The following is a 1416-nucleotide window of genomic DNA, read 5'->3' as shown; positions in this document are numbered from 1 at the left end:
TCGATCCCGGACGCCCCGGGCGGCGGCGGCATCAACTCGACGCTGAACATCTACGTCAACGGCCAGTTCCTCAAGCCGATCAACCTGACCTCGAATATTTCTACCTAAAATGTGGGGTAGGCCCGCCCTGAGGCCATTCCGGACGCCCCTCACCCCGCGACCGGTCCGACCGATTTTCCTGACAGCCCTCTACGGGGACACCTCTCGGTGATGGCGCTCGACTCCCCGCAGGACACGCGAACGCTGGGCGAAACGTGACTTTTCCACCCGTTGACGCGACCGTAGCACGTATGTAACCTTTGGCCAACGCCCTGCAAGAATCGTGCAAACAGCTGTTATTTCTCTCTCTATTCTCCGCAACTTCTGGCTGGAGCGCACCGCGTCCGTGCACCCGCCCCGCCCCCATCCCCCCATGGAGGCTCCAGGTGATGTCGGCTACGGCATTGCGCGGACGGTCGCCGCCACCGAGCGGCCTCTCTCCCGGCGCTTTCCGTCCTCTGCGTTGAGATCAGCACCCCCCGCGGCCGGGCCACCCGCCGCCCCTTTTCGTCCCTGACGAGAGATAGAGACCGTAATGAGTAAAAAGCACCCGGTGCTACGGCTGGTCGCGGCCATGCTCGCGTCCGGCCTGCTCGTGCTGTTCGGGCCGGGCCTGCCCGCCACGGCGGCCGGCCCCAACCTCGCCGCCGGCAAACCCACCACCGAAAGCGGCCACGCCGACGTCTACGGAGCCGGCAACGCCACCGACGGCAACGCCGCCACCTACTGGGAAAGCGTCAACAACGCCTTCCCCCAATGGATCCAGGTCGACCTCGGCTCCGCCCTCAGCGTCAACCAGGTCATCCTCAAACTCCCCGGCATCGCCGCCTGGCAGACCCGCACCCAGACCCTCTCGGTGCTGACCGGCACCGCCAACCCCCCCACCACCACGACCGTCGCCTCCGCCGGATACACCTTCAACCCCGCCACCGGCAACAGCGTCACCATCAACTTCACCGCCACCACCGCCCGCTACGTCCGGCTGAACATCACCGCCAACACCGGCTGGCCCGCCGGACAGATCTCCGAATTCGAGGTCTACGGCCCCGACGGCACCGGCGGCGACACCCAGAAGCCCACGGCTCCGGGCGGCCTGGCCTACACCCAGCCCGCCTCCGGCCAGATCCGCCTCTCCTGGAACGCCTCCACCGACAACACCGGCGTCACCGGATACAACATCTACGCCGGCGGCGCCCTGCGCGGCACCGTGGCGGGCAACGTGCTGACTTATACCGACGACCAGCCCGACACCGCCACGGTGTCGTACCACGTGACGGCCAAGGACGCGGCGGGCAACGAGTCCGACCCCAGCAACACCGTCACCCGCACCGGCTCAGGCGGCGGCGGCACCAACCTCGCCCTCGGCAAGCCCATCAC

At 67.6% G+C, this 1416-nt stretch carries 1 protein-coding gene; it reads left to right on the top strand.

Annotation, left to right across the window (positions count from 1 at the left end; genetic code table 11):
• Window positions 1-574: 574 nt before the first annotated feature.
• Window positions 575-1416: discoidin domain-containing protein (locus AB0M95_RS41015; protein WP_363777209.1), on the top strand; the 842-nt coding region annotated here is incomplete at its 3' end.

Source organism: Sphaerisporangium sp. NPDC051017 (genome assembly GCF_040683095.1).
Taxonomy (GTDB): Bacteria; Actinomycetota; Actinomycetes; order Streptosporangiales; family Streptosporangiaceae; genus Sphaerisporangium.
Note: the sequence above shows the minus strand (reverse complement) of the source record. Positions and strands in the feature narration are given on the sequence as shown.